The 25,688-nt window shown below is 75.6% G+C and carries 22 protein-coding genes; 11 read left to right on the forward strand and 11 right to left on the reverse strand.

Features of this window, described 5'->3' with window-relative positions; translation table 11 throughout:
• Nucleotides 1-58: 58 nt before the first annotated feature.
• A complete protein-coding gene (locus tag AB0469_RS34645) occupies nt 59-2,131 on the reverse strand; it encodes a SpoIIE family protein phosphatase (protein ID WP_366455472.1) in 2,073 nt (690 codons plus the stop codon).
• A 137-nt stretch (nt 2,132-2,268) separates the two neighbouring features.
• On the opposite strand from AB0469_RS34645, the gene AB0469_RS34650 reads away from it, so the two are divergent.
• On the forward strand, nt 2,269-2,739 hold the full coding sequence (locus AB0469_RS34650) for a hypothetical protein (protein ID WP_366455473.1): 471 nt from the start codon (nt 2,269-2,271) through the stop codon (nt 2,737-2,739).
• On the opposite strand, the gene AB0469_RS34655 is transcribed toward AB0469_RS34650, so the two are convergent.
• Nucleotides 2,736-3,830 carry a DUF6777 domain-containing protein gene (locus tag AB0469_RS34655; RefSeq protein ID WP_366455474.1) on the reverse strand — a complete coding sequence of 365 codons (1,095 nt, stop codon included), beginning with the start codon at nt 3,828-3,830 and terminating at the stop codon, nt 2,736-2,738. The genes AB0469_RS34650 and AB0469_RS34655 overlap by 4 nt on opposite strands.
• A gap of 333 nt (nt 3,831-4,163) precedes the next feature.
• On the opposite strand from AB0469_RS34655, the gene AB0469_RS34660 reads away from it, so the two are divergent.
• Nucleotides 4,164-5,429 carry a streptophobe family protein gene (locus AB0469_RS34660; protein ID WP_366455475.1) on the forward strand — a complete coding sequence of 422 codons (1,266 nt, stop codon included), beginning with the start codon at nt 4,164-4,166 and terminating at the stop codon, nt 5,427-5,429.
• Between the two features lie 48 nt (nt 5,430-5,477).
• Here the strand turns inward: AB0469_RS34660 and AB0469_RS34665 are convergent, their stop codons facing one another.
• The 3 genes from AB0469_RS34665 to AB0469_RS34675 are packed head-to-tail and all read right to left on the reverse strand — an operon-like array spanning nt 5,478 to nt 9,510.
• Nucleotides 5,478-6,485: a serine/threonine-protein kinase gene (locus tag AB0469_RS34665; protein WP_366455476.1), complete on the reverse strand. Its 1,008-nt coding sequence runs from the start codon at nt 6,483-6,485 to the stop codon at nt 5,478-5,480.
• Nucleotides 6,485-7,135 (reverse strand): hypothetical protein, encoded by a 651-nt coding sequence (locus AB0469_RS34670; protein ID WP_366455478.1) that lies wholly within the window; start codon nt 7,133-7,135, stop codon nt 6,485-6,487. Before AB0469_RS34670 ends, AB0469_RS34665 begins: the two co-directional genes overlap by 1 nt.
• Nucleotides 7,132-9,510 (reverse strand): FHA domain-containing protein, encoded by a 2,379-nt coding sequence (locus AB0469_RS34675; RefSeq protein WP_366455479.1) that lies wholly within the window; start codon nt 9,508-9,510, stop codon nt 7,132-7,134. The genes AB0469_RS34670 and AB0469_RS34675 overlap by 4 nt, the downstream gene beginning before the upstream one ends.
• Before the next feature lie 151 nt (nt 9,511-9,661).
• On the opposite strand from AB0469_RS34675, the gene AB0469_RS34680 reads away from it, so the two are divergent.
• The 5 genes from AB0469_RS34680 (at nt 9,662) to AB0469_RS34700 (ending at nt 14,985) form a co-directional block, all read left to right on the forward strand.
• Nucleotides 9,662-10,699 (forward strand): cation diffusion facilitator family transporter, encoded by a 1,038-nt coding sequence (locus AB0469_RS34680; protein WP_366455480.1) that lies wholly within the window; start codon nt 9,662-9,664, stop codon nt 10,697-10,699.
• 62 nt (nt 10,700-10,761) lie between these two features.
• Nucleotides 10,762-11,253: an NUDIX domain-containing protein gene (locus AB0469_RS34685; protein ID WP_366455482.1), complete on the forward strand. Its 492-nt coding sequence runs from the start codon at nt 10,762-10,764 to the stop codon at nt 11,251-11,253.
• A 48-nt stretch (nt 11,254-11,301) separates the two neighbouring features.
• Complete coding sequence (locus AB0469_RS34690) at nt 11,302-12,555, forward strand: Tm-1-like ATP-binding domain-containing protein (RefSeq protein WP_366455483.1); 1,254 nt, start codon at nt 11,302-11,304, stop codon at nt 12,553-12,555.
• A 202-nt stretch (nt 12,556-12,757) separates the two neighbouring features.
• Nucleotides 12,758-14,386 (forward strand): protein kinase, encoded by a 1,629-nt coding sequence (locus AB0469_RS34695; RefSeq protein WP_366455484.1) that lies wholly within the window; start codon nt 12,758-12,760, stop codon nt 14,384-14,386.
• A complete protein-coding gene (locus tag AB0469_RS34700; protein ID WP_366455485.1) occupies nt 14,383-14,985 on the forward strand; it encodes a hypothetical protein in 603 nt (200 codons plus the stop codon). Before AB0469_RS34695 ends, AB0469_RS34700 begins: the two co-directional genes overlap by 4 nt.
• Nucleotides 14,986-15,366: 381 nt before the next feature.
• On the opposite strand, the gene AB0469_RS34705 is transcribed toward AB0469_RS34700, so the two are convergent.
• Complete coding sequence (locus AB0469_RS34705; RefSeq protein ID WP_366455486.1) at nt 15,367-16,653, reverse strand: bifunctional GNAT family N-acetyltransferase/ATP-binding protein; 1,287 nt, start codon at nt 16,651-16,653, stop codon at nt 15,367-15,369.
• A gap of 257 nt (nt 16,654-16,910) precedes the next feature.
• On the opposite strand from AB0469_RS34705, the gene AB0469_RS34710 reads away from it, so the two are divergent.
• Nucleotides 16,911-17,699: a trypsin-like serine protease gene (locus AB0469_RS34710; RefSeq protein WP_366455487.1), complete on the forward strand. Its 789-nt coding sequence runs from the start codon at nt 16,911-16,913 to the stop codon at nt 17,697-17,699.
• On the opposite strand, the gene AB0469_RS34715 is transcribed toward AB0469_RS34710, so the two are convergent.
• From AB0469_RS34715 to AB0469_RS34730, 4 genes are all read right to left on the reverse strand, one after another.
• Entirely contained in the window at nt 17,696-18,178 is a 483-nt protein-coding gene (locus AB0469_RS34715) for an NUDIX domain-containing protein (RefSeq protein ID WP_366455488.1), read from the reverse strand. The genes AB0469_RS34710 and AB0469_RS34715 overlap by 4 nt on opposite strands.
• Nucleotides 18,179-18,187: 9 nt before the next feature.
• Nucleotides 18,188-19,831 carry an apolipoprotein N-acyltransferase gene (gene lnt / locus AB0469_RS34720; RefSeq protein WP_366455489.1) on the reverse strand — a complete coding sequence of 548 codons (1,644 nt, stop codon included), beginning with the start codon at nt 19,829-19,831 and terminating at the stop codon, nt 18,188-18,190.
• Nucleotides 19,832-20,116: 285 nt separating this feature from the next.
• A complete protein-coding gene (locus tag AB0469_RS34725) occupies nt 20,117-20,632 on the reverse strand; it encodes a hypothetical protein (RefSeq protein WP_366455490.1) in 516 nt (171 codons plus the stop codon).
• Nucleotides 20,633-20,700: 68 nt separating this feature from the next.
• Nucleotides 20,701-21,753 (reverse strand): NAD(P)/FAD-dependent oxidoreductase, encoded by a 1,053-nt coding sequence (locus tag AB0469_RS34730; protein ID WP_366455493.1) that lies wholly within the window; start codon nt 21,751-21,753, stop codon nt 20,701-20,703.
• A 108-nt stretch (nt 21,754-21,861) separates the two neighbouring features.
• Between AB0469_RS34730 and AB0469_RS34735 the strand changes: the two genes are divergently transcribed.
• Nucleotides 21,862-22,452, forward strand: a complete 591-nt coding sequence (locus tag AB0469_RS34735) for a TetR family transcriptional regulator (protein WP_366455494.1) — start codon at nt 21,862-21,864, stop codon at nt 22,450-22,452.
• 141 nt (nt 22,453-22,593) lie between these two features.
• On the opposite strand, the gene AB0469_RS34740 is transcribed toward AB0469_RS34735, so the two are convergent.
• Entirely contained in the window at nt 22,594-23,394 is an 801-nt protein-coding gene (locus AB0469_RS34740; protein WP_366455495.1) for an aspartate/glutamate racemase family protein, read from the reverse strand.
• A gap of 221 nt (nt 23,395-23,615) precedes the next feature.
• On the opposite strand from AB0469_RS34740, the gene AB0469_RS34745 reads away from it, so the two are divergent.
• Together AB0469_RS34745 and AB0469_RS34750 are read left to right on the forward strand one after the other, a co-directional pair.
• Nucleotides 23,616-24,785, forward strand: coding sequence for a glycosyltransferase (locus AB0469_RS34745; RefSeq protein WP_366455497.1), 1,170 nt, complete (start codon nt 23,616-23,618; stop codon nt 24,783-24,785).
• Nucleotides 24,786-25,052: 267 nt separating this feature from the next.
• Nucleotides 25,053-25,598 (forward strand): DUF6643 family protein, encoded by a 546-nt coding sequence (locus AB0469_RS34750; protein WP_366455498.1) that lies wholly within the window; start codon nt 25,053-25,055, stop codon nt 25,596-25,598.
• Nucleotides 25,599-25,688: the final 90 nt, after the last annotated feature.

Genomic DNA, 25,688 nt, shown 5'->3' on the forward strand with positions numbered 1-25,688 from the left:
TGACGGCTCCTCAGCACCGCGTGGCCCCGGGCCCGCCCGGCTCCCGGTCCGGCGCACCTCACCCCGCCGGGGGGCCCGCCTCCGGGACGGCGAACTCGCACCAGACGCACTTCCCGCTCCCCCGGGGCTCCACGCCCCAGCCGTCCGCGAGGCGGTCCACCAGCATCAGGCCCCGGCCCGACACCGCCCAGTCGTCCGCCTCGCGGCGGTGCGGCAGGGCGCTGCTGGAGTCCTCGACCTCGATCCGGATCCGGCCCTGCGCGGTCAGCCGCATGCCGACCTGCCCGCCGCCGTCGGTGTGCACGAGGGCGTTGGTCATCAGCTCGTCGGCGGCCAGTTCGATCTCGTCGGCCCGTTCGCGGGCGCCCCAGGCGGCGGCCGCCGCACGGATCAGGTGCCGGGCCAGGGCGGGGCCGTCCGGGTCCCCCGGGGCCAGGTGCTGGCGCAGCGGGCCGCCGTCGGGCGGGGCGGGGGTGCCGCGCCGGCGCAGGACGAGGAGGGCCATGTCGTCCCCGCCGCCCGCGTCCCCGACGAGGTCGCACAGCACGTCGGCGAGTTCCTCGACGTCGGCCGGGCCTTCGCAGGCCGCTTCCATGAACTCCCGCAGGCCGGTCTCGACGTCCCCGCCGGGCCGTTCGACCAGGCCGTCGGTGCAGAGCAGCAGGGTGTCCCCCGGGTGCAGCTCCATGCTGGTGACGGGATAGCCGCAGCCGGCGTCGGGCGGGTCGCGCGGGGGCAGTCCCAGCGGGAGCCCGCCCGCCACCTGGACGCGGTGGCAGGTGCCGTCCCCGCGCCGGACCACCGGATCGAGGTGGCCGGCCCGGACCAGGTGCAGCATCCCGGTGTTCAGGTCCACCTCGGCGTAGGTGCAGGTGGCGAAGCGCTCGGTGGCGAGGTCGCGCAGGAAGGCGGAGGCCCGGGCCATGACCGTCCCGGGGGTGTGGCCCTCCATGACGTACGCGCGCAGCACGATGCGCAGCTGGCCCATGACGGCCGCCGCGTCCGTGTCGTGGCCCTCGACGTCGCCGATCATCACCCCGACGCGGCCGCCGGCGAGCGGGACGACGTCGTACCAGTCGCCGCCGATGTCCCGCCCGATCCGGGCCGCCCGGTACCGTACGGCGATCCGGGCGCCGGCCACCTCCGGGATGTGGCGCGGCAGCATGGCCCGCTGGAGGCCCTCGGCGAGGTCGTGCTCCTGCTCGAAGAGGATGGCCCGCTGCAGGCTCTGCGCGATGCCGCTGCCGAGCGCGACCAGCAGGTTGCGCTCCTCGGCGGTGAAGTCGCCGTCGCGGGCGTAGAGCAGCCCGAGCGCGCCGATGGGCCGGCCCTGGGCGATGAGGGGCAGGTAGACGCCGCTGCGCACGGACAGCGGCTCGATGTACGGCCACAGCTGCGGGTAGCGGCGCCGGAACTCGTCCCGTGAGGAGAGGTAGACGGCCTGGAGGGTACGGACCGCCTCGCTCATCGGCAGCTGCGCGTCGATGCGGGTGTACTCGATCTCGGGGACGTACGCGCCGAGCTGCCCCTCCGCGACCAGGTGGATCCGGCCGCCGTCGACGATGCCCAGCATGACGCTGACGGCACCGAGATGGCCGAGGCCCTCGGGGTCTTTGAGGATGTCGGTGACGTCGTTGACGGTGCGGGCGTGGGCGAGGATCGCGGCGGTCCGCTCGACGACCCCGGTCATCCGGCGCCGGCCCTCGTCGCGCTCCCCCGCCGCGCCGGGCTCGGCGGGGTCCTGGTCGGCGTCGCGGAGGATCCCGATGATCCGGTACGGGCGGCCGGCCCGGTCGCGCACGACATGGCCCTGGAGGTGGGTCCAGGAGGTGCCGCCGGCCTGGCGGAAGGTGCGGAAGTAGGCGCCGTAGTGGCTGCGGCCGTCGCGCAGGGCCTGCTGGACGCGGTGGTCCAGGCGCGCCTCGTCGCCGGGGACGATCCGGGTGCGCAGCCCCGCGGGGGTTCCGTCGAACTGTTCCGGGGGCAGGTCGAGGACCTCGAGGGCGGTGGCGTCCAGGTGCAGGCGGCCGCTGTCGAGGTCCCAGTCGAAGGTGCCCATGCGGTTGAGCGCGAGGCTCAGGTCGGGCCGCGCGGGCCAGTCGACCGCCGGGGTCGGTCCCCGCTGGTCCATGCAGCCAGGGTCTCACTCTTCCCCGCCCCCGGCAGCACGCCCGGCTCCCCCGCCCGGCGGGCGGGCCGGCGATTTGCCGGGGCCGGCGCCGGGGCAGACGATCGGAGCGTCCCCTCTGCCTGCGAAGGGAATCACCCATGAGGCACCTGAGCTGGACGTACCGGGCCTCGGTCGGGTCGGTGCTGGCGTGCGGACTGGCCGTGGGGCCGGCCACGCCCTCGTCGGCGATGTCGAGACTGGTGAGCCTGAAGCTGAACGCCCCTTACGTGACGGTCTCGTTCCTCGACACCGAGCCCCACGACAAGAGCAACGTGCTCGTCCTGCGGCCCCAGGGCGGCGGGGAGACGCTGCGGGTGATCCTGGCCGACGAGATCCCCGGCGTGGGGAAGACCGTCGTCAAGAGGCTGGACGCGGGCATCCGCCCGGACACCGCCTACTGCGCGGCGGTGGAGGTCGCCATCCCGGCCGAGCCCTCCGCGCTCCCGTCGGAGCCGCCGACCGCGCTGCCCGAACCGGACGCCATCGGCACCGTCTACGAGACCGGGACGGTGTGCGCGGACCCGCCCGGCTCCACGCCGGTGCCGGGCGGGCCCGGGCCCACGGGCTAGTAGGGGTTCTCCTGGGGGTAGGCCGTCGTGGCGGCGGGGGCGGGGGCCGTGGTGGGCGGCGGGGCGGGGGCCGTGGTGGGCGGGGCGGCGGGGGTGCCGGTGTCCTCCGGCGGGTAGGGCTCCGTGGCGGTCTCGGAGGGCGCCTGCGGAGTGGCCGCCGAGGGGGCCGCGGTGGCGGTCTCCGTCGCCGGGCCCGTGGGCCCGGCCGTCGCGGTCGCCGTCCCGGCCGGGGTCGCGGTGTGCGTCGCGGCGGACGGGGACGGCTTCGGCGAGGGGGCCGAGGGCGAGGCGGGCGGGGTCGTGGGCACCGGGGTCGGCGTCGGCGGGGGCGGGACGGGCTTGTCGGGCTTGGGGCTGGCGCCGCGTCCGCGTTCGAGCCAGCGGTGGTACTGGTGGTCGTAGATGACGAAACCGCTCACGGTGGCGTCCGCCGGCGCCACGGCCACCACCTTCGCCGGCTCGTAGGCGCCCCACGGCGCCCCGGACCGCTTCGGGTTGGCCTGCAGCGGCACCGGCGGGCCCAGCGGGTTGCCGCAGGCGCAGCGCACCCTCGGCATCCCCCGGTCGTCCACGAGCACGGCCGTGCCGGCCTGGAGCACCGCCTGGAAGGGGTAGGCGGCGCCGTTGCTGTAACCGTGGTTGGTGACGCGGGTGTCGAGGCGCAGCTGCAGGGAGGTGAGCCCGCGCAGGTACCCGGGTACGGCGCCCGCTTCGATGCCCAGGGCGCCGGCGAAGGCGGCGTTCTTGGCGGGGTCCGCCGACAGCGCCGCGATCTGCTTCTCCACGTCGCAGCTGGCGACGTCCTTCGTGCCGCCGTAGAGGCCGGGCGCGGAGCCGCTGACGCTGCGGGTGGCCGCCCCCGCCGTGGCGGTGGCCGTGGCCGTGGCCGTGCTGGGCGCCGCGCTCTGCGGCGGCGGGGTGGCCTGCCGGGCGGCGGTGGACTCCGTGAAGGGGTCCGGCCCGGAGGCCGCGGCCGGCTGGAGGAACAGCTCGCCCCCGGCCTGCCCGGAGGACCCGCCGGGCCGGGTCAGCACCACGGCCAGGGCGGCGACGGCCGCCACCGCCACGGCCGCGGCGGCCAGCCGGGGCACGGACCGCCACCAGGGCCGCCCGGGCGGCTCCCCGCCACCGCCCGAGGATCCTCCGGGCGGCGCGGGCGGCGGGGGCGTGGACCCCCGGTCCCCGCCCGAGAGGGGGCCGGAAGGGGGGCCGGTGGGACGCTCCGACCCCGGCGGCTGCGACGACCCCGGCGGCTGCGAGGAGAACGGCGGCGGCTGCCCACCGGACGGCTGAGTGGTCACGGGCCCTTCCTCCCAAGCACCGAATGAAAAAAACCGGAGTTGTCCGTATTTCTGACACTCCTGCCGCCCATTGTGTGCGTGGTCCGAGTGGTGGCCGCAAGCCGGGGATGCCACGGTTGCAGGGTGAACAGCACTTCCCCGAAGGCGTGGCGCGACGCCCTCGCCGCCGTCGTGGCGGGCTTCGCGGTGATGACCGTGGTGGCCGCGGCCGGCCTCGCCTGCGCCGGGGCCGCCGATCTGCCGGGCGGGGCGTTCCCCCATGTGGTCGCGGCCGTCGTCGTGATGGCGGCCGGCGGCGACATCGGCGTCACGGGCGACGCCGGACTGCTGGGCGGCGCCGACGCGAGCCTGTCGGTGCTCCCGCTGTCGGTGAGCCTGGCCGGCGCGCTGGCCACCGGGTACCTGTTCCTGCGCCCGCTGCGGCACCGCGCGGTGGCCGGCCCCCGCGAACTGCTCGCCCGGGGAGCGCGGTCGGCGCTGCTCTGGCTGGTCCTGCTCACCCTCTTCGCGCTCCTCGCCGACCACACCTTCCACGTGCTGGGCAACGGCTCCCCGCTGGAGGACCTGGGCAACCTCCTCGACTCCAGCCCGACGGTGGGCTTCCGGGCGGACCTGCCCGCCACCCTCCTGTTCGGACTGCTGTGGATCCTGGGCCTGTTGCTGATCGCCCTGCTCGTCTCCCGCCGGGCGCCGCTGCCGGGCGGCCTGCTCCGCTTCCACACCGCGGTGCGTCCGGCCGCCTTCGCCACCGCCGTGCTGCTCGTCGGGTACGTGGTCCTCGGCCTGGTGGTCGGCCTGGTGGCGGCCGCCACGCAGGGGCACGCCGCGCGGACCCTGGCCGTGCTCCTCCTCGGCCTGCCCAACCTCGTCTGGATCGGCCTGACCCTGGGCTTCGGAGGGGCCTGGCAGGGCCGCGTCGAGGGCCCGTTCGGCCTGCCGGTGCCGCAGCTGCTGGACCAGGTGCTGCGCGGCCCCGACCTGTCCACCCTCGACGTGTCCTCGCTGGCCGAGCACGACGGCCGGGCCTGGTGGCTGGTCGCGGTGGCCGTCGTCGCCCTGCTCGCCACGGGCGTGCTGGCCGCCGTGCGCTCCCCGGCGGGGGTGCGGCCCTGGCAGCACGCCCTGCACCTGGCGGTGGCGCTCGCGCTGGCCACCCTGGCGGTCTGTCTGCTGTGCCGGATCCAGGCCCGGTTCGGGCTCTCGCTGCTGGGCATCGGGGACGACTCCGGGCTCGGCGGCACGGTCGAGCTGACCGCCTCGCTGTGGCGCACGACCGGCCTCGGCCTGCTCTGGGGCGCGGTGGCCGGCTTCCTCGGCGCCCTCCTGGCCCGCCCCCTGCACCACCCCGGCCGCGTGGACGAACCCGCCCCCGCCCGCCGGACCCCGTAACCACCCCTCCGGCACCGGCCCGCTGCCGGTGGGTCAGGCCGCGCCGGGTCAGGCCCGGCCGCGGAACACCGGAAGCGCCCACCGGGGCGGCGGAGGCGGGGGCGGCGGTCCGGCGGCCCGCGCGAGGACCCCGTCGTCCGCCACGGCTCCGGAGACGGCACCGGCCACCGGGGCGGCGGCCGGTGCCGCTCCCGCCCGCCGCAGGGCCCCGGTGAACTCCAGGCAGCTCCCCCAGCGGTCCTCCGGCGACTTCGCCAGGGCCCGGGCCAGCACCTCGTCCACCGCCGCCGTCAGGTACGGCCGCCGGGAGGACGGCGCGGGCGGCGGGTCGAACTGGTGGGCCCACAGCAGGGCCATGTCGTCGTCGCGCTGGAACGGCGGCCCGCCGGTGAGCATCTCGTGGACCACGCACCCCAGGCTGTACACGTCGCAGCGGCCGTCCACCGGCTTCCCGGCGATCTGCTCCGGAGCCACGTAGTCCAGGGTCCCGACGAACTGCCCGACGCTGGTGAACCCGGTCAGCGACAGCGACTTCTTCGTCAGCCCGAAGTCCGTCAGGTAGACGTGCTCGGGGTGTTCGCTGTCCGTGCCGTCCGCGACGAGGATGTTGCCGGGCTTGACGTCCCGGTGGACGAGGTCGTGGTCGTGGGCCGCGTCGAGCGCGGAGGCGACCTGGCCGGCGATCCGGGCGACCGTGTCCACCGGCAGCGGACCCGTCCGGTCGAGCAGGGCCCGCAGGTCCTGCCCGGCGACGAAGCGCATGGCGATGTAGAGGAGCCCTTCGGTCTCCCCCGCCTCGAAGACGGGCACGATGTGCGGGTGGTCGATGGCCGCCGCCGCCTTCGACTCGTGGGCGAAGCGCTTGCGGAAGGTGTCGTTGCGGGCGAGTTCGGGGGCCAGCAGCTTCAGCGCCACCGTCCGGTCCAGCCGCAGGTCGCGGGCCCGGTAGACGACCGCCATCCCGCCGCGCCCGATCTCGCTCTCCACGAGGTACCCGGCGATCTTCTTGCCCAGCAGCCCGGAGGGCCGGCCGCCCAGGGAGTCGGCGGCCCCCATCAGCGCCCTCCGTCCCCGGGCGCGTCGACGACGCGGGTCGGCTCGTGCCCCGGCTCGGGCGGTACGGGGGAACCCGCCGCGGTCTCGGCCTCCGCCGGCGGCGGCGCCGGGGGCGCCTCCGGCTCCGGCTCCGGCTCCGCCGCGGACGAGGCACCCGGCCCCGAGACCACCGCGTAGGTCGCCAGGCGGCTCCCGTCGGCGTACATCCACCGGCGCGAGGTCTCGTCGTAGAGCCACGCGGACTCCCCGTCGATCACGATCCCGACCCGCAGTCCCCGTACGGCCCGCCCGAAGTCCTCGCCGGCGGCCCCGCCCCCGGCCTGGTCGCGCACGGCCCGCCGGTAGCGTTCCAGGGCCTCGGCGGCGCGGCCGAGCAGCGGCCCGGGGTCCTCGGTCCGCGCGAGGGGCCGGCCCGCCGTGGGCGGCGGCTGCGGCACCGCCACCAGCAGCCGTCCGTCGACCCAGGCGGACCAGCCGTTGGCGCAGAGGATCTCCGTCCACTCGCCGCGCCGGGTGAGCAGCTGCACGGGCAGGAACGGGTCCAGGGGCGCGGTCGGCCGGGTCACGTCGGGGGCCTCCCAGGCGGGCAGCCCCTCCTGCGGCACGACGTGGGTCGGGTGGAAGTCCGGGATCGGTTCGGGGAAGGTCATCGCCGCGGCTGCTTCCTCATGACGGCCGGCTCCTGCATGCGCAGCAGCCGGGCCACCACCAGGCCGAAGACCACGGCCTGGACGATCATCACGGCGATGCAGAACAGCCAGACCCGGGCCTCGTGGTGGAAGAGCGGGTCCTGGGTGATCTTGCCCGGCATGATCCTGCCGAGCTGGAGGGTGGCGCCCATCGCGCCCATCGCCCACCGGGAGGGCGCCAGCCACGCCACCTGTTCGAGGAAGGGGACGCCGTAGAGCTTCAGCAGACTGCCGCAGAAGACGACCTGGATGATGGCCAGGAGGACCAGAAGCGGCATGGTGACCTCCTCCTTGCGGACCAGGGCGGAGATCAGCAGGCCGAGCATCATGGCGGTGAAGGACAGCAGGGCGACGGCGATGGTGATCTCCAGCAGCGGAGGCATCAGCACGCCCTTGCCCTGCGGGGCGTTGAGGTTCACTCCGGCGAGGGCGATCAGGGTCAGCACGACGGCCTGGGCGATGGTGATGGTGCCGAGCACCACCACCTTCGACATCAGGTAGGCGGTGCGCGACAGCCCGACGGCGCGTTCCCGCTGGTAGATGACGCGTTCCTTGACCAGTTCGCGGACCGCGTTGGCGGCGCCGGTGAGCACCCCGCCGATGGTGAGGATGAGCAGGGCGTTGAGCACGGTCTCGGCGGTGAGGGTGCTCCCGGCGAGTGCGCGGGCCATGACGCCCATCATGAACGGCAGCGCGACCATGATGACGAGGAAGGTGCGGTCGGCGCCGAGCACGGCGGCGTACCGGCGGACCAGGGTGGACAGCTGGGCGCTCCAGCTCTGCGCCTTGGGCGGCGGCGCCGGCGGGGCGGCGGCGGCCCTGCGTGCGGCCTCCGCCGCGGGGCCGGGCCCGCGGGCGGTGAGATCGACGTAGCGCCGGTGGGCGGGCGAGCCCCGGAAGGCCCCCGCCCAGTCGCGCTCCCGGTCGTTCTCGAAGACCTCGAAGGCCTCGGGCCACTCCGCGAAGCCGAAGAAGCCGAGGGCCTCCTGGGGCGGGCCGAAGTAGGCGACGCGCCCTCCGGGGGCCAGGAACAGCAGCCGGTCGCAGACGTCGAGGCTGAGCACGCTGTGGGTGACGACGATGACGGTGCGGCCGTCGTCGGCGAGGCCGCGCAGCATGTTCATCACCGAGCGGTCCATGCCGGGGTCGAGGCCGGAGGTGGGTTCGTCGAGGAAGAGCAGCGAGGGCTTGGTGAGCAGTTCGAGGGCGACGGAGACCCGCTTGCGCTGGCCGCCGGAGAGGCTGTGGATGGGCTGGTCGGCCCGCTGGACGAGGCCGAGTTCGCGGATCACCTCGTCGACGCGGGCCTCGCGTTCGGCCCGGCTGGTGTCCTGCGGGAAGCGCAGTTCGGCGGCGTACACGAGGGCGCGGCGGACGGTGAGCTGGGCGTGCAGGATGTCGTCCTGGGGGACGAGGCCGATGCGGCTGCGCAGCTCGGCGTAGTCGCGGTAGAGGTCGCGGCCGTCGTAGAGGACGCTGCCGGTGTCGGCGGGGCGCAGGCCCGTGAGGGCGCCGAGGAGGGTGGACTTGCCGGCGCCGCTGGGGCCCACGACGGCGAGCAGGCATTTGGCGCCCACGGGGAAGCTGACCCCCTCCATGAGGGTCTTGCGGCCGTGGTCGACGGTGACCGCGAGGTCCTGGACGTCGAGGGAGACCTCGCCGGTGTCGGTGTACTCCTGGAGCTGGTCGCCGACGAGGCAGAAGGCCGAGTGGCCGATGCCGACGATGTCGCCCTCGGCGATCACGGACCGGGTGACGGGGGCGCCGTTGAGGTAGGTGCCGTTGTGGCTGCCGAGGTCGACGATCTCGTAGGTGCCGTCGGCGAGGGCGCGCAGCTCGGCGTGCCGGCGGGAGACGACGAGGTTGTCGATGACCAGGTCGTTGGCGGGGTCCCGGCCGATGCGCAGGGCGGTCCGCGCGGGCAGCTGCCGGACGCTGGTGGGGCGGCGGAAGGTGCCGGTCATGGCCGGGTTGGTGACGGAGGAGGGGCGGGCCGCGGGGGCGGGGGGCGGCGTGCGGCCGACGAGGACGGCCCGGGGGCCGTCGACGGCGTTGCCGAAGCGCAGCTCGGTGCCCGGGCCGACGCTCTCCGCGCGGACGCGGTGGCCGTCGGGGGCCCAGGTTCCGTTGGTGCTGTTCTCGTCCTCGACCGTCCAGTGGTCCCCGTCGGGGCGCAGGACGGCGTGGTGCCAGGAGACGCGGGCGTCGTCGAGGCAGATCTCGCAGAGGGGGTCGCGTCCGACGTGGTAGGTCCTGCCGGGGCTCATTTCCGTGGAGCCTCGGGCGGTTTCCAGGACGAGTGCGGGCGCGGTCGGCACACCGGGGCGCTGGACCATGACCAGATTTTCGCACGATCCGTCCGTCCCGGCATAAGCGCAGGTCAAGCGGGTCTTATGGGTAATGACAACGGTCCCCGTTGCAGCCTTTGCCCTCTGCGCCGGGGTGCGCTTCACTTCACGCGTCGGAACCGAACAGACGGGGGACGCCATGACCGGGCGCGACAGCCACGACCACGATCACGATCACTCCCACGGCCACTCCCACGGCCACGGGCACGCGGGGCACAGCCACGGCGTGGACCCGGACGCCGACCGCCGCTGGCTGGCGATCGCGCTCGCCCTGATCGGCGGCTTCATGGCCGTCGAGGTGGTCGTCGGCGTGGTGGCCCACTCGCTGGCCCTGATCTCCGACGCCGCGCACATGCTGACGGACGCCGTCTCCATCGTCCTCGCGCTGATCGCGATGCGGCTGGCGGCGCGCCCGGCGCGCGGCGGGTTCACGTTCGGGCTCAAGCGCGCGGAGATACTCTCCGCCCAGGCCAACGGCCTGACCCTGCTGCTGCTGGCGGTCTGGCTGGCGTACGAGGCCGTGCGGCGGCTGCTCGACCCGCCTGCGGTGGAGGGCGGGCTGGTGCTGGTGACGGCGCTGGCCGGGATCGTCGTGAACGTGGCCGCGGCCTGGTGCATCTCCCGGGCGAACCGCTCCTCGCTCGCGGTGGAGGGCGCCTACCAGCACATCCTGAACGACCTGTTCGCCTTCATCGGGACGGCCGTGGCCGGTCTGATCGTGCTCACCACCGGTTTCGTGCAGGCCGACGCGATCGCCTCGCTGGTGGTGGTGGTCCTGATGGTGAAGGCCGGGTACGGGCTGGTCCGCGAGTCCGGCCGGATCTTCCTGGAGGCCGCTCCGGCGCACCTGGACCCGGACGCGGTCGGCGACCGGCTCGTCGGGCACCCGCCGGTGACGGAGGTCCACGACCTGCACATCTGGACGATCACCTCGGGGCAAGCGGCCCTGTCGGCGCACGTGCTCGTGGAGGAGGAGGGCGACTGCCACGCCGTGCGGCGCGATCTGGAGGCGCTGCTGGCGAAGGAGTACGGCATCACCCACACCACCCTCCAGGTGGACCACGCCCAGGACGAGCTGCTCTCGGTCGGCCGGGCGGGTGAGGGGCCGGACGCCGCCGACCCGCACTGCGCGGACGCGCACGGCCCGGTCCACCGCCAGGGCCCCCACGCACACTGACGCCCCGTGCCCCGCCCCGGTTCCGATCACTGATCGGGGCCGGGGCGGGGCATGTATGGACCGTGACGCAGCCGAAGAGGTACAAGCAGAGCGCCGGCCTCCTGCTGTTCCGCAGGGGCCGGGGCGGCGGGGACGGCGGGATCGAGGTGCTGCTCGGCCATATGGGCGGCCCCCTGTGGGCGGGCCGGGACGCCGGGGGCTGGGCGATCCCCAAGGGCGAGTACGGGCCGGACGAGACCCCGCGCGACGCGGCCCGCCGGGAGTTCACCGAGGAGCTGGGCCTGCCGCCGCCGGAGGGCGAGTACCTGCCGCTGGGCGAGGTCAGGCTGAGCAGCGGGAAGCTGGTGACCGTCTGGGCGGTGGAGGGCGAGCTGGACCCCGCGCTGATGGTGCCCGGGACCTTCACCATGGAGTGGCCGCCGCACTCCGGGACCGAGAGCGAGTTCCCCGAGCTGGACCGGGTGGCCTGGTTCAGTCCCCCGCTGGCCCGGAACAAGCTGATCGCCTCTCAAGTGCCGTTCCTGGAGCGGCTCCTGGCGCTGCTGGTGGATTGACCTGACCTTTACTTGCCAGCAAACGCCACCTGCGTGGACATTGCACAGATGACGAACGTCGCGCTGGTGGGAACCCTGGACACCAAGGGTGTCGAGTACGGCTGGCTGCGCGAGAGGCTGCTGCGCGCCGGCGTCGAGGTGGTACTGGTCGACGCGGGGATCATGGGAGAACCCGGGGTCCCCGCGGACATACCGCGCGAAGAGGTGGCGCGGGCCGCGGGAGCCGAACTCTCGCGATTACGCACGGCCGACCGGGGCCCGGCCCTGACCACGATGGCCAGGGGCGCGGAGGCGACCCTGCTGAGACTCCACGCCGAGGGCCGGCTGCACGGGGTGCTCGCCCTCGGCGGCAGCGGGGGCACCTCCGTCGCCACCCGGGCGATGCGGGCCCTGCCGCTCGGCGTGCCGAAGGTGATGGTCTCCTCGATGGCCTCGGGGGACGTGTCCCCGTACGTGGGCTCCTCGGACATCACGATGATGTACAGCGTGGTGGACATCGCCGGGATCAACAGCGTCTCCGCGCCGGTGCTGGCCAACGCGGCGGAGGCGGTCGCCGGGATGGCCAAGGGCTTCGCCCGCTCCGCCCTGGACCGCAGCCGCCCGGCGCGGCTCGGCTCGGGAGCGCGGCCGCTGGTGGCCGCGAGCATGGCGGGGGTGACCACGGCCGGCGTGGACGCCGCCCGGGAGCGGCTGACCGAGCTCGGCTACGAGGTGCTGGTCTTCCACTCCACCGGTACGGGCGGGCGCACCCTGGAGAAGCTGGCCGGCCAGGGCATCTTCGCGGGCGTGCTGGACCTGACCCTGAGCGAGCTCGCCGACGACCTGTGCGAGGGCGTCCTGACCGCCGGCCCCGACCGCCTCAGCGCGGCCGGGCGGGCCGGGATCCCCCAGGTGGTGAGCCTCGGGGCGCTGGACCTGGTGAAGTTCGGGCCGCTGGAGACCCTGCCGGAGCGGGCCCGGTACCGGCGGGTGCGGGTCCACAGCCCCTCGATCACGGTGATCCGCACGACGGAGTCCGAGTGCGCGGAGCTCGGGCGGCGGGTGGCCTCCAAGCTGCGGGCGGCGACCGGGCCGACGGCGGTCTGCGTACCCTTGCGCGGGCTGTCCACACTGGGCGCGCCGGGGGGCCCGTACCACGACCCGGCCGCGGACGGGGCGCTGTTCTCGGCGCTGCGCGAGGGCCTGCGGGGCAGTGCCGCACGGCTCTACGACTACGACACCCACATCAACGACCCCGCCTTCGGACGGGCGGCGGCGGACCGGCTGCACGCCATGATCGGCGCGGTGTCGGCCGCGGCCTGACCCCCACCGGCCCGTTTCCTGCCGGTTCGTGACCGCTTCGCGGCCGTTTCCCGGCCCCTGTTGACCGTATGCCCGTCCAAGGACCGGACGGGACGGAAGGTCGGGAACCGGCCGTGGCTCAATGGTGTCCATGCGTGTGGCCGGTCGGAACCGACCGGTCCGGCTCTGGGTGGAGCCGGTGACGCCACGGAGGGGGGCGGGGATGAGCAACGGCTGGACGGTACCCGGGTACACCGAGGTCCGCGAGCTCGGCTCGGGCGGCAGCGGCCGGGTCGTGCTCGCGGTCCACGACGGCACCGGCACGGCGGTCGCCGTGAAGTACCTCAGCGACCGGATGCGCGAGGACCCGGCCTTCGTACGGGAGTTCCGGGCAGAGGCCCGGCTGCTGGGCGGCCTGGTCTCCCCGTACGTGACGCAGTTCTACGAGTACGTCGAGGCGCCGGACGGGGCCGCCCTCGTCATGGAGCTCATCGACGGGGTCTCCCTGCGCTCCGTGCTGCTGGAGTCGGGGCGGACGGACGCCGAGGCCGCGCTGGTGGTCCTCAAGGGCTCCCTGCTCGGACTGGCCGCCGCCCACCGGGCGGGCGTCGTCCACCGCGACTACAAGCCGGAGAACGTCCTGGTGGCGGCGGACGGCTCGTCCAAGCTGGTCGACTTCGGGATCGCCGCGAACCGCGGCACCACCCCCGGGGTGGCGGGTACGCCCGCCTACATGGCCCCCGAGCAGTGGCAGGGGCAGCCGGCCTCGCCGACGGCCGACGTGTACGCGGCCACCGCGACCTTCTTCGAGTGCCTGACCGGCCGCAAGCCCTACGACGGCGCGAACTTCGCCGAACTCGCCGTCCAGCACATCGAGGCGCCGGTTCCGGAGACCGAGGCCCCCGAAGCCGTACGCCCGCTGATCCGACGGGGCCTGGCCAAGCGGCCGGAGCAGCGGCCGGAGAACGCCGAGGCCTTCGTCGCGGAGCTGGAGGCCGTGGCGGTGGCCGCGTACGGACCGCAGTGGGAGGAGCGCGGGCAGCGGAAGCTGGCCGCCCTGGCGGCGCTGCTGCCGCTGCTGTTCCCGTCGGCGGGCGGCGCGGCGGCGGGCACCACCGCGGTGGCCACCACCTCCATCGGCTCGGGCTGGGCCCCGGGGCGCGGGGGCTGGTTCGCGACCGGGCTGGCCCTGGTGCTGGGCGCGGTGCTGGTGTTCACGACGGACGCGGCCGGCACCCCGCCGTCGCCCTCGGCGCTGAGCGACTTCGCCACCACGAGCCCGGCCGAGCCCGGTTCCACCCCGACGGCCGGCCCGTCGGCGCCCGGGCCCTCCCCCACGGCCTCCCCGACGGCTCCTCCCACGGCCTCCCCGTCGCCCTCGGGCGGTCCGACGCCGACGGCCTCGTGGTCGCCCACGCCCACGGCCTGGCCCTCCACCGGCAACAGCCCCTCCTGGAGCCCGACCCCGACGACCGGCTGGTCGCCCACGCCGACGCCCACCCCCACGCCCTCGCCCACGCTCCAGGTGACCGGGCTGGGCGTCTCCCTCAAGCCCGGGGTGTACCGGGCGGACGCCACCGTCTCCCTGGCGACCCGGGGCAGTGGGCCGGTGACGGTCGTACTGCAGTGGTTCCTGGGGGACGCGCGGGGCGTCTACGCGGTCCCCGACGGCACCGACACGGTCGTGGTCCAGGCGGGCGCGCCCACCACCGTCGTCCGGTCCCACACCTTCCCGCGCGGTCGCGGCTGCTACGCCGGCGTCCGGGTCACCACCAAGCCCGCCGCGGCCGGCGCCGCGGCCTCCGACTCCCAGCCGCTGGTGCGCTGCACGGACCTGGAGCCCCCCCGATGAGCGATCCGCACGCCCCGCAGGACGAGGACTACAGCGCCACCGTCCTCGGCAGCCACTGGTTCAGCGGCCCGCCGCCCCCGGCCGATGCCGCTCCCGACCGGGTCGAGGGCGCCGTGCTGCGCTTCGGCCCGGGGGTGACGGCGGCCCTGCCCGCGCCCTTCCCCGTGGGGCCCGCGCCGGCGCCCGCGCCGCCCCGGCGGCGGGGCGGCGGCTGGCGGAGGTACACCCTCGCGGCCGTGGTGCTGGCCGGGGTGCTCGCGTACCTGGGCTGGCAGCGGTTCGGGCCGGCCGTCCAGGTGCGCGAGGTGGCGGTGACCACCGCGCCGCAGGGGCCGGGCTGTGACGCGGCGGCCGACGTGGTGGCCTCCGTACGGACCGACGGGCGCCCCGGGACCCTGACGTACCGCTGGGTCCGCAGCGACGGCACCCGGTCGGAGGAGCTGACGGAACGGGTGCCCAGCGGCCGTACGGAGGCGACCCTCCACCTGATGTGGACCTTCAGGGGCACGGGCACCTACCCGGCGCGGGCGGAACTCCAGCTGCTCTCCCCCACCCGGCGGACGGCGGCGACGGAGTTCACCTACAGCTGCCCGCGCTAGCGCGGGAGCCTGATTCACGGCGCGGCCGCCGTCGGGGCCGACCCGGGGCCGTGAAGACCGCGGAGCCCATGGCCCGACCGTGCCCCACGGTGGCCGTACGGCCGACGGGTCCGCCGCGACCCCTCCTTGCGGCCGGGGCAGGTGTGGCCGTCCGGCCGAGGCGCGGGCGGCGGGACCGCTGGTTCACTCGGAGGTGTCGACCGGGGCGTGCAGGACGCCCCAGGCACCCTTGCGTGCCGTGTTCCCGCCGGCGACACCCTCGGGGAGCACGGCCGTTTCCGCTCGGATGCCGGGTCCGCGCGGAAGGCCCGCGGCCGCTTTGGGGAGCGGCCGCGGGCCGTTTCGCGTTCCCCTCCCCCGCCGCAACCGGGGGAGGGAGGCTCAGAACCGCGCGTGGGCGGTGATGTCGGCCTGGAACTCCCCGGTCATCGCGGGGGTCACCGTCGGCCTGCACTGGGCGGCCGCCGCCAGGTAGTCGGCCGTGGTCGCGCCGGGCTGGGCCGCCGCGCCGCGCGCCCCGACGGCCTCCAGGTCCCGTTCGAAGGAGACCTGCGCCGCGATCCGCGCCGCGTGCTCGATGTCGGCCGGCGTGAACAGCTCGGTCGCCGCCACCAGGGCCGTCACGTCCACGTCGGTGCGCCCGGCCGTGTAGCGGGACCAGATCGCGGCGCGGGCCCCGGCGTCCGGGGTGCCGATCGGGATCAGGTAGTCGAAGCGGCCGGGCCGCAGGAAGGCCGGGTCGAGCGAGCGGATGGAGTTCGTCGCGCAGACCAGCAGCCGCTCGTCGCCCTCCCGGAAGCCGGGTATCAGCTTGAGCAGCTCGTTGGTCACGCCGTGGGCGCCGCCGGGCTGCGCGGGCTCGGTGCGCACGGGGGCGATCTCCTCGACCTCGTCGATGAAGACCAGCACCCGTTCCAGCTCGGCGATCCGGGCGAAGGCGTGGCGCAGGGCCGCGGCCAGGTTCCCGCCGTCGGCCAGCCGGGAGGGCAGCAGTTCCACGAAGGGCCAGCCCAGCCGGGAGGCGATGGCCCGGGCGAAGGTGGTCTTGCCGGTGCCGGGCGGGCCGAAGAGGGTGATGGCGCGCGGCGGGCGCACCCCGTGCGCGGCGGCCCGCTCGGGTTCGGCCAGCGGGAGCACCACGCGGCGTTCGATGAGCTCCTTCTCCTTCTCCATGCCGGCGACCTTGGCCCACAGGTCGTTCGGCAGGAACCGGCCGCCGAGGTCGTCGAGGAGTCCGGCCGCCGGCCCGTGCAGCGGCTCGGTCTTCTCGAAGTAGGCGACGGCGGGCTGGCGGGTGTAGCCGGCGTTGAGGAGGCCCTCGCCGAGCAGGTCCTCCTCGGGCAGCACGTACGCGATCCGTCCGACGCGGGCGGCGATCAGACGGCGCTCCAGCTCGACCAGCAGGGCGCTGGCCAGGCCGCGCCCGCGCCATCCGGCGGCGATCGCGATGCGCATCACCCAGGCCCGCTCGCCGGTCACGCAGGCCAGGGCCGCGCCGATGGGGACGCCCTGGTGGACGGCGACCACGCAGGGCTGCCGGTCGGTCAGCGCGCTGATGCACTCGGCGAGCGAGAAGACCGACTCCTGGCCGAGTTCGGCCGTCGTGTCGATCAGATGGACCACCGCCGCGAGATCGCCCTCGCGGTAGTCGTGGATGAGCCAGTTCACCGGGTACCGCCCCTCGTTCGTGCTCTTGCGGCGAGGCTAGGGGCGGGCGGGCCCGGCGCTCACGCACCGCCGTGCACAACAGCGGGTGCGAAAACCCTCCGCGGCGTCCATAGACCGGTGCGTTCCGCCGAACCCCCGCCCCGGGCCGGGGGGTCCTTTCATGGCTTCCGACAGGTCCGGCCGGGCCCAGGCATTCACAGCTGATTCATACGGAATTCCGTGCCGGGGCCACAGTTTCCCCGGGGAGGCTCTGTCGCATGATCCAACGCATCCTCCCCCGCAAGGCCGCCGGCCGCCCCCGCGCCCGTGCCCGGCGGGCGTCACGGATCCTGCTCGCGGTGACCGCCATGGGCGCCCTGCTCGGCCTGGACCTGCCGCAGGCCGGGGCGGCGTCCCCGCTCGGGGTGACCGAGGGGGCGCCGGCGGACGCGGAGGCGGGGCGGGTCGGGGCGCTGTTCGCGGGCGGGCTCGACGGCGGGCACTTCTGCACCGCGTCGGTGGTGCGCAGCCTCGGCCACGACCTGATCGCCACCGCCGCGCACTGCCTGGACCACCCGGACACCACCGTCTTCGCCCCCGGCTACCGGGACGGCGCGGCCCCGTACGGGCTGTGGCGGCTGACCCGCGTGTACGCGGCCCCGGGCTGGACGGACGGCAAGGACCCCGACGCCGACATCGCCTTCGCGAAGGTCGTGCCCGCCGGCGCCGGGGAGACCCGGGCCGTGGAGGACGTGGTCGGCGCCTTCCCGGTGGCGGCCGCGCAGCCCGCCGACGTGACGGTGACCGTGCTGGGCTACCCGAGCGTCCTGGACGCCCCGCTGCGCTGCTCCAACGCGACGAGCCTGTTCTCGCCGACCCAGCGCCGGATCGACTGCCCCGACCTGAGCGGCGGCACCAGCGGCAGCCCCTGGCTGGCGGGCGGCGCGCTGGCCGGGGTCCTCGGCGGGTACCTGGCCGGCGGCGATGTCCCGGAGGTCTCGTACAGCGCGGTGGTGGGCGACGCGGCGATGGCCCTGTACTGCGAGGCGGCGGGGGTGGCCCGCTAGACGTTCAGCAGGGGCTCGAACCAGGTCGGCTCCTCGCCGAGGGAGCGGCGGATCCGGTTGAGGGCGAAGGGTTCCAGCGGCGGCAGGGCGTCCTGGGCGAACCAGGCCACCTCCAGCAGCTCCCCGTCGGCCGCGCGGGCCTCGCCGCCGGTGGCCCGGCAGCGGAAGGTGATGTCCTGGTACTGGCAGACGTCGCCGTTGGCGTAGGTGACCGGTTCGAGCATCTGGACCAGGACGACCCGCTCGGGGACGCACCGCACCGCCGTCTCCTCGTACACCTCGCGCACGGCCGTCTCGGCGGGCTGTTCCCCGGGCTCGGCGATCCCGCCGACGACCGACCAGCGCCCGGTGTCGGCCCGCCGCCCGAGCAGCACCCGTCCCTCGTCGTCGAAGACGACGGCGGTGACCCCGGGCAGCAGGAGGAGCAGGTGGCCGGCGCCGGCGGCCCGGATCTCGCGGATGAACTCGGGTGTGCTCATGCGCCGACCCTACGGGGTGGTGCGGCGGGCCCGGATCCGGCGGGCGAGGACGGTGCCGAGGCCGCCGGCGGCGACCAGGACCAGCGCGTACTCGGGCAGCGGGCCCAGGCGGGTGGCCGGCGTCGTGGTGGAGCGCAGCGGGACCTCGGCGACGAGGGCGTCGGCGGTGAACATCTTCGTCTGCGAGACGACCGTGCCGTCGGGCCGGATGACCGCGCTGACGCCGCTGGTGACGGGGACGAGGACGCTGCGGCTGTGCTCGACGGCGCGGATCCGGTCCATGGCCAGCTGCTGGTAGGTCATCTCGGTCCGGCCGAAGGTGGCGTTGTTGCTGGGGACGGCGATGACCTGGGCACCGGCCTGGACGGTGGAGCGCACGGCGTCGTCGAAGGCGGCCTCGTAGCAGGTGACCATGCCGACGCCGCTGCCGGCCATGTCGAAGACGCCGGGTTCCTTGCCGGGGCCGAAGTCGCGGCGGACCCGGTCGACGTCGGAGCTGAAGAGCCGCACGAAGGAGCGCATCGGGATGCGCTCGCCGAAGGGCTGGATCTTGCGCTTGTCATAGGTGTCGACGGGGCCCTTGACCGGGTCCCACAGGATCATGGTGTTGCGCAGCGGGCCGGTCTCGGGGGCGAGGACCGAGCCGATGGCGGTGGGCGCGCCGATGGTCCGGACGGCGTTGTCGATGACGGCGTGGGCGTCGGGCTGGGTGAAGGGGTCGATGTCGGAGGAGTTCTCCGGCCACAGCACGAAGTCGGGCTTGGGGACCCGGCCGGCCTTGACGTCGTCGGCGAGCTGGAGGGTGCGGTTCGCGTGGTTGTCGAGGACCTGGCGGCGCTGGGCGTTGAAGTCGAAGCCCGCGCGGGGCACGTTGCCCTGGATGACGGCGGCGACGGCGGTGCCGTCCTCGGCTGCGTCGGAGACCAGCGGGCGGGCCGCGAGGGCCGCACCGACGGGGGCGGCGACCGTGAGGGCGGCGAGGGCGGCGGCGGTGCGGGTCGGCTGCCGGCGGGCGGTGCGCGCGGCCCCGTACAGGCCGAATCCGCACAGGGCGACGGCGAAGGAGAGCAGCGGGGTCCCGCCGGCGGCGGCGAGCGGTACCAGGATCCCGTCGGCCTGCCCGTAGGCGAGCCGGCCCCAGGAGAAGCCGCCGAAGGGGGCCCGGGCGCGCAGTGCCTCGACCGCCACCCAGACGGCGGCCGACCACACGGGCGCGGCGGGCAGCCGGCTGACGAGGGCGATGCCCAGGCCGGCGAGGCCGATGAGGAGCGACTCCAGGGTGACGAGGGCCAGCCACGGCACCGGGCCGACGCCCTCGCTGGTCCAGACGAGCAGCGGCAGCAGGTAGCCGAGTCCGAAGAGGAACCCGAGCCCGAAGCCGGCCCGGGCGCGCCGGCCGTACAGGCAGCCGGCGAGCAGCGCGAGCGCGAAGGGGGCCAGCCACCACAGGGGGCGGGGCGGGAAGCTCAGGTAGAGCAGCGTCCCGGCGAGCGCGGCCAGGACGGGGCGGGCCAGCCGGGAGGCCCGGCGGCCGCCCGCGCCCGGGGAGCCCGCGGCGGCGTCGGCGTCGGCTGCGCGCGGGGCGCCCGCTACGGCTGTTCCGGCGGGCTGCGAGGGCTCGCTCTCGGCGGCCCGGGTGACACTGCTGCTCATCTGGCGGAGTGTACGTGGCCTTGTGCCAAGGGCTGGTAAGGCGGCACCCCGCCGGGCACCCGGCTCCGGCCGGGACCGGGGCTGCGGTTCCGGCCGGGCCGCGCGTGCGGCGCCGGGCTCCGGTTCCGGCCCCGGCGGGTGCTCCGGCCCCGCTCCGGTTCGGGCCCGGAAGCGGGTTCCGGTTCCCGGCGCGGACGCGGCTCCGGTTCGGGGAGGGCCGGCCGGCGGGCGCGGCTCCGAGGTTCGGGAGCCGGCCGGCGGGCGCGGCTCCGGTTCGGGAGCCGGTCAGCGGGCGCGGGCGCGCAGGTGGGTGCGGATGACGCGGACCGCGTTCTCGGCGTCGTCGACGGTGACCGTGAACAGCTTGCCGTCGCCGAGCCGCAGCTCCACGCCCTCCCCGCGCCGGACGATCACCGCGGTGCCCTTCTCCGGCCGCCAGCGGTACCCCCAGCCGCCCCACTGCCGCGGGGTGACCCGGGGGACGAACTCGGCGGCGGCGACCTCCGCGAGGCGGATCGTGCGGCGCGGCAGCCCGATGTGGCCGCAGCGCACCTCCATGGCCTCGGCGTCGACGGTGACGGCCACGTACACGAAGGCGAGGGTGCCGTAGAGGATCAGCAGCCCGGCGGCCAGGCAGCCGATCACGGACATCAGCAGCGGAACGTACCCGGAGGCCCAGGAGTTGTCGACGGCCAGCTCGACGCCCAGCGCGAGACAGGCCGCACCGGCCGCGGCGAGCAGCCACTGCGCACGGTTGGAGGCCCGGCCCGTCCAGAGGGGACCCGGGGGGTGACCCGTCATGAGCAGCAGCGTACCCACGTTCCACGGGTACGCCACCGCCCCTGCGCCACCCGGTGCACACTCCCCCGTCAGCCCGGCAGGATCCGGACCAGGGCGTCGCGCAGGGCGGGGCGGCTGCCGGTCACGAAGCGGTGCAGGGTCCGGGAGGCGAAGGCCACGCGCTGCGCGCTGCGCCGGCGCTCGGCGTCGTACGCGCGCAGAGCGGCGGGCAGGCCCTCCGGGCCCGTGTGGGCGGCGACGGCGCGGGTGAGGGCCTCGGCGTCGAGGAGGGCGGTACAGGCGCCCTGCCCCAGGTTGGGGGTCATGGCGTGGGCGGCGTCCCCGACGAGCGCGGTCCGGCCGCCCGCCGTGAAGGCCGGGAGCGCCGGGTACAGGTGGCGCATCTCGTAGCGGATCCAGTCGGCCGGGTCGGTGTCGGCCAGGACGCGCGGGACCGGGTCGTGCCAGCCGGCGAAGGCGGCCCGGACCTCCTCGGCGGTGGCGGCCCCGGGGACGGCGGCGTACCAGTTGGTGCGGCCCGGCTCGACGGGGGTCATGCCGAAGAAGCGGCCGTCGCCCCAGGTCTCCCCGTACACCCCCGTCTCGAAGCCCGCGATGCCGATCCAGGCGGTGGTGCCGAGGGCGCGCACGCCGCTGCGGGTACCGAAGTGGGTGGTGCGGACGGTGCTGTTGATGCCGTCGGCGCCGACGAGGAGGTCGGCGTCCGGGGCGTGCGGGTCGGTGAGCGGCCGGCCGTACGCGATGTCCGCACCACCGAGCCGGTCGAGTTCCGTGAGCAGCGCGTCGAGCAGGTGGGGGCGGGACACCAGGAGTTCGGGACGGCCCGCCTTGCGCTCGACCCGTTCGAGGGGGAGGGCGGCGAGCACCCTGCCGTCGGGGCGGCGGATGCGGGCACCCCGGTAGGGGACCGCCCGCGCCCGGAGGGCCTCGCCGAGGCCGAGCCGGTCGAGGGCGGCCTGGGCCGTGGGGTGGATCCCGAAGGCGGTGCCGTAGCGCTCGGGTGCGGTGCGGCGCTCCAGGACCCGGACGGTCCAACCCGCGCGGCGCAGCCCGATGGCGGTCGCGAGGCCGCCGACGCCCGCGCCCGCCACCAGGGCGGTGCCCTTTCCTCCACTGCTCATCAGGTCCTCCAGCCGTCGAACGGACGTGGTCAACACCCGGCACACCGCGGAACCACCACAGCCGTGGTACCCCATCTGTGGTACCACGGCTGTGGTTATGCTGGCCATGTGAACCAGGACCGCAGGGACCGGCTGCGCGACGCCGCCGTGGCCGTACTGGCCGGGGCGGGCGGGCGGGGGCTGACGCACCGGGCCGTCGACGCCGCCGCCGGCGTCCCGCCGGGCACCGCCAAGAACTACTTCCCCAGCCGCGACACGCTCCTGCGTGCCGTGGCGGAACGCTGTCTGGAGCGGTACCGGGAACTCGCCGGCGCCCTGGCGGCAGCCGGTTCGGGCCCCTCGGACCGGGCGGGCCTCGCGGCGCTGCTGGCCGGACTGCTGCGGGACGTGGCCGGGCCGGGGCGGCCGCGCATGCTGGCCTATCAGGAGCTCCGGGCCGAGGCGGGCCGGCGGCCGTGGCTGGCCGGGTTGCTGGACCCCATCGACGCCGCCGACTTCGCCGTGTACGGCGGCCTGCTGGCCGGCGCGGGCCTGCCGTCCGGCGCCGGGTACGCCCGCACCCTGACCCTCGCCCTGCACGGGGTGATCCCCCACCTGCTGGCCGGCTCCCCCCAGACCCTGGCCGCGTCCGGGCTGGACGATCTGGACGGCTTCGCACGCGACCTGCTCGACCGCGTATGCGGCGAGGAGACGCCGTAGCCACCCCTCCGGGCCGGGCGGCGGGTGGTCGCACCGGGCTCGGCGCCCGGCCACGGGCCGCCGTCCCGGGGGGGGCTCGGCAGCCGCTCCCCTCCGGCCGGGGCCCGCACCCCGCGGGCCGGCGCGGAACGGCCTCTCGCCCTACCGGGTGACGGCCGCGCCCTGTTCGAGCCCGGCGAGGAGCCGGCCCTCGGCGTAGCCCAGGGCGGCGGCGGAGAGGGCGGACGGGCGGCCGCTGTGCAGGACGGTCAGCCCGCCGGTCCGGGGCAGCCCCGGGGCCGGCTCGGCGCCGATCCGGCGCAGGGCCTGTACGGCGACGGCTTCGGCAGATCCGTGGTAGCGCAGGTCCGCCCCGCCGGTGCGCACGGCGAGGGCCTCCCGGATGGCGTCCTCGACGAGCTCGTAGTGCGTGCAGCCGAGGACCACGTCCGTCACGTCGGCCGGGGTCAGTCCGGCGGCGGCGGCCACCGTGCGGGCGACGGCCTCCTCGTCGGCGTGCTCGACGGCGTCGGCGAGGCCCGGGCAGGGCACCTCGGTGACCTCGACGCCGGCGGCGAAGTCGCGGATCAGTCCGCGCTGGTAGGGGCTGCCGGTGGTGGCGGGGGTGGCCCAGATCGCCACCCGCCGGCCGGCCGCCGCGGCGGGCTTGATCGCCGGGACGGTGCCGATGACGGGGATGCCGGGCTCCAGATCGGCCCGCAGGGTGGCCAGGGAGTGCACGGAGGCGGTGTTGCAGGCCACGATCAGCGCGTCGGGCCGCAGCTCGGCGGCGGCCCGGGCGACGCCGCGGGCCCGCTCGGTGAGGTCGGCGGGGGTACGGGGGCCCCAGGGCATCCCGTCGGGGTCGGAGGAGAGCAGCAGATCGGCGTCGGGCCGCAGCCGACGCGTCGCGGCGGCCGCAGCGAGGAGGCCGATTCCCGAGTCCATGAGCGCGATCTTCACCTTGTCACCTTAGTCGACGCCCCCGTCCACCACCCGAACCCCGACCTCCCGAACCACGCCAAAACACCCCGAACAACCCCCGAATCCGAGGGAGGGGCGACGGCTCCCCCGCGAGGGGCCGCGGCCCTCCGCTGGGGAGCCCGCGGAGGAAACAGGACGGCGCCGGCCGCGATCGGCCCGGACGCGGGACACACCCCGCCGCCTTCGGCGACACTGCCGCCATGGGCCTCCTCATCGCCGCCTGCGCCTCCCTCACCGTCTGGCTCTGGCTCACCCTCGCCCAGGGCATGTTCTGGCGCACCGACACCCGCCTCCCCCCGCGCACCGCCCCCGCCCGCTGGCCCTCCGTCGCCGTCGTGGTCCCGGCCAGGGACGAGGCCGAGGTGCTGCCGCGCAGCCTGGCGTCCCTCCTCGCGCAGGACTATCCGGGCGAGGCCGGCATCGTCCTGGTCGACGACGGCAGCACCGACGGGACCGCCGCCCTGGCCCGCCGCCTCGCCGCCGAGCAGCCCGGCCTCCCCCTGACCGTGCTGACGCCCTCCGACCCCCCGCCCGGCTGGACCGGCAAGCTCTGGGCCCTGCGCCACGGCATCACCCACGCGACCCGCAGCGCCGCGGACACCCCCGAGTACCTGCTGCTCACCGACGCCGACATCGCGCACGAGCCCGACAGCCTCCGCGAGCTGGTCGCCGCCGCGACCACCGGCGGCCTCGACCTCGTCTCCCAGATGGCCCGCCTGCGCGTGGAGAGCGTCTGGGAGCGGCTCGTGGTGCCGGCGTTCGTGTACTTCTTCGCCCAGCTGTACCCGTTCCGCCGGATCAACCGCCCCGCCTCGCGCACCGCCGCGGCCGCCGGCGGCTGCGTCCTGCTGCGGACGGAGGCGGCCGTCCGCGCCGGGATCCCCGACTCCATCCGGCAGGCCGTGATCGACGACGTCGCGCTCGCCCGGGCGGTCCGGCGCTCCGGCGGCCGGATCTGGCTCGGGCTGGCGGAACGGGTGGACAGCGTGCGGCCGTACCCGGCACTGGCCGACCTGTGGCGGATGGTGTCGCGCAGCGCGTACGCCCAACTCCGCCACCGGCCGCTGCTGCTGGCCGGGACGGTGGCCGGGCTGGTCCTGGTCTACCTGGTGCCCCCCGCGGCCCTCCTCGCCGGGCTCGCGGCCGGCCGTCCGGCCGTCGCCGCGGCCGGCGGGGCGGCCTGGCTGCTGATGGCCGGCACCTACCTGCCGATGCTGCGCTACTACCGCCAGCCCGCGGCGCTCGCGCCGCTGCTGCCCTTCACCGCGCTGCTGTACCTGCTCATGACGGTCGACTCGGCCGTGCAGCACTACCGGGGGCGCGGGGCCGCCTGGAAGGGCCGGACCTACGCCCGGCCCGGCGACGCCTGAAACCACCCGGGCGGCGGAAGTCCGCCTTGACGGAGCGTCACCATGACGTCATCCGAGGTCACCGCGTTGTGACGGACGGTCAGTTGCATATGTGTGCATGGACCAACCGACGAGTACGAGTGGTAACAAGGCGGGGTGCATGTGGCGAATCGTGCAGGTGAACCTTAAGTGAAAGCTGTGGCCCTGACCTGGGAATATGCAGGTCAGAGCGGTGTTGGCGCCACCTGGCTATAGACCGCGTGAAGTCGTGGGCTTAACTTGTCTCCCATGACCTCCCCCCGCTCCACTTATGGCGGCGGTTACTACTCCGCGCCCTCCTTCCCGGACACCCCCATCTACGACTCCCTCGTCGCAGAACGCGGGACTCCGCAGATCGCCCCGATCCGCGTTCCGGCCGCCTACGATTCCCCCAGTGCCGGTTACTCGAGCGGTGGATACCTCCCGGCCCTCGCCTCCTCCATGCCCGCGCTCCCGCCCGCGTCGCCGCAGCCGACGCCGGCCCCCGCGTACGGCTACGGGTACCAGCAGCCGGCCGCACCGGCCCCGATGCCGGCCCCCATGCCGGTTCCGCTTCAGAACGCGCCCGCCCCGTACGTGCCGCAGCAGCAGTTCGCGCCCCGGGCCGGGTTCGTCCCGCAGCCCCAGCCGCAGCAGCAGCCGCGCCCGCTCGCGGCGGCAACCGGGTACGAGGCCATGCGCCCGGCCGCACCGCGCCCGATGGCGGCGCCCGTGCCCGCGGCCGCGCCGACCGCCGCGGCGATCCCCGCGTACCAGGACCCGTACGGGGGCCAGTACCAGGGCCGCGGCTACTGACCGACCCGGCGCAGGGCGGCCGGACGCATGGCCTCGTACCCGGTTGCCGCCGCGAGCGGGCGCGGCTGCTGCTGCGGCTGGGGCTGCGGG

Source organism: Streptomyces sp. NPDC093801 (assembly GCF_040701585.1).
GTDB lineage: Bacteria > Actinomycetota > Actinomycetes > Streptomycetales > Streptomycetaceae > Streptomyces.

Bases quoted from the DNA above. Each gene is read 5' to 3' on its own strand.
- AB0469_RS34645 (WP_366455472.1), bottom strand. From the start codon at position 2,131: ATGGACCAGCGGGGACCGACCCCGGCGGTCGACTGGCCCGCGCGGCCC.
- AB0469_RS34650 (WP_366455473.1), top strand. From the start codon at position 2,269: ATGAGGCACCTGAGCTGGACGTACCGGGCCTCGGTCGGGTCGGTGCTG.
- AB0469_RS34665 (WP_366455476.1), bottom strand. From the start codon at position 6,485: ATGGGGGCCGCCGACTCCCTGGGCGGCCGGCCCTCCGGGCTGCTGGGC.
- AB0469_RS34670 (WP_366455478.1), bottom strand. From the start codon at position 7,135: ATGACCTTCCCCGAACCGATCCCGGACTTCCACCCGACCCACGTCGTG.
- AB0469_RS34675 (WP_366455479.1), bottom strand. From the start codon at position 9,510: ATGGTCCAGCGCCCCGGTGTGCCGACCGCGCCCGCACTCGTCCTGGAA.
- AB0469_RS34680 (WP_366455480.1), top strand. From the start codon at position 9,662: ATGACCGGGCGCGACAGCCACGACCACGATCACGATCACTCCCACGGC.
- AB0469_RS34690 (WP_366455483.1), top strand. From the start codon at position 11,302: ATGACGAACGTCGCGCTGGTGGGAACCCTGGACACCAAGGGTGTCGAG.
- AB0469_RS34695 (WP_366455484.1), top strand. From the start codon at position 12,758: ATGAGCAACGGCTGGACGGTACCCGGGTACACCGAGGTCCGCGAGCTC.
- AB0469_RS34700 (WP_366455485.1), top strand. From the start codon at position 14,383: ATGAGCGATCCGCACGCCCCGCAGGACGAGGACTACAGCGCCACCGTC.
- AB0469_RS34710 (WP_366455487.1), top strand. From the start codon at position 16,911: ATGATCCAACGCATCCTCCCCCGCAAGGCCGCCGGCCGCCCCCGCGCC.
- AB0469_RS34715 (WP_366455488.1), bottom strand. From the start codon at position 18,178: ATGAGCACACCCGAGTTCATCCGCGAGATCCGGGCCGCCGGCGCCGGC.
- lnt (WP_366455489.1), bottom strand. From the start codon at position 19,831: ATGAGCAGCAGTGTCACCCGGGCCGCCGAGAGCGAGCCCTCGCAGCCC.
- AB0469_RS34725 (WP_366455490.1), bottom strand. From the start codon at position 20,632: ATGACGGGTCACCCCCCGGGTCCCCTCTGGACGGGCCGGGCCTCCAAC.
- AB0469_RS34730 (WP_366455493.1), bottom strand. From the start codon at position 21,753: ATGAGCAGTGGAGGAAAGGGCACCGCCCTGGTGGCGGGCGCGGGCGTC.
- AB0469_RS34745 (WP_366455497.1), top strand. From the start codon at position 23,616: ATGGGCCTCCTCATCGCCGCCTGCGCCTCCCTCACCGTCTGGCTCTGG.
- AB0469_RS34750 (WP_366455498.1), top strand. From the start codon at position 25,053: ATGACCTCCCCCCGCTCCACTTATGGCGGCGGTTACTACTCCGCGCCC.